Source organism: Arthrobacter sp. 210 2 (genome assembly GCF_059093025.1).
The window spans coordinates 1-3,306 of the sequence record NZ_JBNHIE010000025.1 but is presented as its reverse complement, the minus strand read 5'-3'; the positions used below and the strand labels follow the sequence as shown (position 1 = coordinate 3,306).

Here is a 3,306-nt window from a genome sequence, read left to right as displayed (position 1 = left end):
TGTGTGTGGGGTGTGTGGTTTGGGGTTGTTGTTTGAGAACTACATAGTGGACGCGAGCATCTTTTATAAGAAGCAATTTCCAAGAATATGAACCTGGATCTGGTTCTTCACTCCTTGTGGGTGGGGGAACGGTTTTCGTGGTTCTCTCGAAAACTTGTTTTTTGATCTTTTGTGGTCAAGTTTTTAAGAGCACACGGTGGATGCCTTGGCATTAGGAGCCGAAGAAGGACGTAGGAATCTGCGATAAGCCTGGGGGAGTCGATAACCGGACTGTGATCCCAGGGTGTCCGAATGGGGAAACCCCGCCAAGCGCGCGAGTGACTTGGTGACCCGCATCTGAACACATAGGGTGCGTGGAGGGAACGCGGGGAAGTGAAACATCTCAGTACCCGCAGGAAGAGAAAACAATAGTGATTCCGTTAGTAGTGGCGAGCGAACGCGGATCAGGCTAAACCGTTCCATGTGTGATAGCCGGCGGGCGTTGCATGGTCGGGGTTGTGGGACTTTCCATACCAGTTCTGCCGGGCTGGTGGGGTGTGATGTGCGTGCATAGGTGAACGGTTTTGAAAGGCCGGCCAGAGAGGGTGTTAGCCCCGTAACCGTAATGTTTTGTACCGCCTGTGAGAGTATCCCAAGTAGTACGGGGCCCGAGAAATCCCGTGCGAATCTGTCAGGACCACCTGATAAGCCTAAATACTCCCTAATGACCGATAGCGGACCAGTACCGTGAGGGAAAGGTGAAAAGTACCCCGGGAGGGGAGTGAAACAGTACCTGAAACCGTGTGCTTACAATCCGTCGGAGCCAGTCTGATTCTGGTGACGGCGTGCCTTTTGAAGAATGAGCCTGCGAGTTAGTGTTACGTCGCGAGGTTAACCCGTGTGGGGCAGCCGTAGCGAAAGCGAGTCTGAATAGGGCGTTGCAGTGGCGTGATCTAGACCCGAAGCGAAGTGATCTACCCATGGCCAGGTTGAAGCGACGGTAAGACGTCGTGGAGGACCGAACCCACTTCAGTTGAAAATGGAGGGGATGAGCTGTGGGTAGGGGTGAAAGGCCAATCAAACTTCGTGATAGCTGGTTCTCCCCGAAATGCATTTAGGTGCAGCGTTGCGTGTTTCTTGCTGGAGGTAGAGCTACTGGATGGCTAATGGGCCCTACAAGGTTACTGACGTCAGCCAAACTCCGAATGCCGGTAAGTGAGAGCGCAGCAGTGAGACTGTGGGGGATAAGCTTCATAGTCGAGAGGGAAACAGCCCAGACCACCAACTAAGGCCCCTAAGCGTGTGCTAAGTGGGAAAGGATGTGGAGTTGCTCAGACAACCAGGAGGTTGGCTTAGAAGCAGCCATCCTTAAAAGAGTGCGTAATAGCTCACTGGTCAAGTGATTCCGCGCCGACAATGTAGCGGGGCTCAAGTACACCGCCGAAGTTGTGGCATTCAAACAATGACTAAGCCTTCGTGGTTCAGGTGTTTGGATGGGTAGGGGAGCGTCGTGTGGGCGGTGAAGTCGCGGTGTAAACCAGCGGTGGAGCCTACACGAGTGAGAATGCAGGCATGAGTAGCGAAAGACGGGTGAGAAACCCGTCCGCCGAATGATCAAGGGTTCCAGGGTCAAGCTAATCTGCCCTGGGTAAGTCGGGACCTAAGGCGAGGCCGACAGGCGTAGTCGATGGACAACGGGTTGATATTCCCGTACCGGCGAAAAACCGCCCATGCTGAACAGGGGATACTAACTGCCCGAGACCTGCCCGATCACCCTTGTGGTGTGAGGGTTTTGGTGGAGCGCAGGACCTGATCCTGGGAGGCAAGCGTATTAACAGGTGTGACGCAGGAAGGTAGCCGAGCCGGGCGATGGTTGTCCCGGTCTAAGGATGTAGGGCGAACGGTAGGCAAATCCGCTGTTCATGATGCCTGAGATCTGATGGGACCCCCGTTTGGGGGGATTTGGTGATCCTATGCTGCCGAGAAAAGCATCGACGCGAGGTTTTAGCCGCCCGTACCCCAAACCGACACAGGTGATCAGGTAGAGAATACTAAGGCGATCGAGAGAATTATGGTTAAGGAACTCGGCAAAATGCCCCCGTAACTTCGGGAGAAGGGGGGCCCCAACCTTGATACACCCTTGCGGTGTGGAGGGGATCGGGGCCGCAGAGACCAGGGGGAAGCGACTGTTTACTAAAAACACAGGTCCGTGCGAAGTCGCAAGACGATGTATACGGACTGACTCCTGCCCGGTGCTGGAAGGTTAAGAGGACCGGTTAGCCTCACGGCGAAGCTGAGAATTTAAGCCCCAGTAAACGGCGGTGGTAACTATAACCATCCTAAGGTAGCGAAATTCCTTGTCGGGTAAGTTCCGACCTGCACGAATGGAGTAACGACTTCCCCGCTGTCTCAACCATAAACTCGGCGAAATTGCAGTACGAGTAAAGATGCTCGTTACGCGCAGCAGGACGGAAAGACCCCGAGACCTTTACTATAGTTTGGTATTGGTGTTCGGAGTGGCTTGTGTAGGATAGGTGGGAGACGTTGAAGCCCGGACGCCAGTTCGGGTGGAGTCATCGTTGAAATACCACTCTGGTCACTTTGGACATCTAACTTCGGCCCGTAATCCGGGTCAGGGACAGTGCCTGATGGGTAGTTTAACTGGGGCGGTTGCCTCCTAAAAAGTAACGGAGGCGCCCAAAGGTTCCCTCAGCCTGGTTGGCAATCAGGTGTCGAGTGTAAGTGCACAAGGGAGCTTGACTGTGAGAGAGACATCTCGAGCAGGGACGAAAGTCGGGACTAGTGATCCGGCGGTACATTGTGGAATGGCCGTCGCTCAACGGATAAAAGGTACCTCGGGGATAACAGGCTGATCTTGCCCAAGAGTCCATATCGACGGCATGGTTTGGCACCTCGATGTCGGCTCGTCGCATCCTGGGGCTGGAGTAGGTCCCAAGGGTTGGGCTGTTCGCCCATTAAAGCGGTACGCGAGCTGGGTTTAGAACGTCGTGAGACAGTTCGGTCCCTATCCGCTGCGCGCGCAGGAAATTTGAGAAGGGCTGTCCTTAGTACGAGAGGACCGGGACGGACGAACCTCTGGTGTGTCAGTTGTACTGCCAAGTGCACCGCTGATTAGCTACGTTCGGATGGGATAACCGCTGAAAGCATCTAAGCGGGAAGCTCGCTTCAAGATGAGATTTCCATACACCTCGTGTGTGAGAGGCCCCCAGCCAGACCACTGGGTTGATAGGCCGGATGTGGAAGCGAGGACTAACGACTCGTGAAGCTGACCGGTACTAATAGGCCAACAACTTACACCACACACCC

1 rRNA gene is annotated in these 3,306 nt (G+C 54.5%); it reads left to right on the top strand.

The features are described from left to right. Window positions 1-173: 173 nt before the first annotated feature. A 23S ribosomal RNA gene (locus AC5RWA_RS21570) occupies window positions 174-3,300 on the top strand. Window positions 3,301-3,306: the final 6 nt, after the last annotated feature.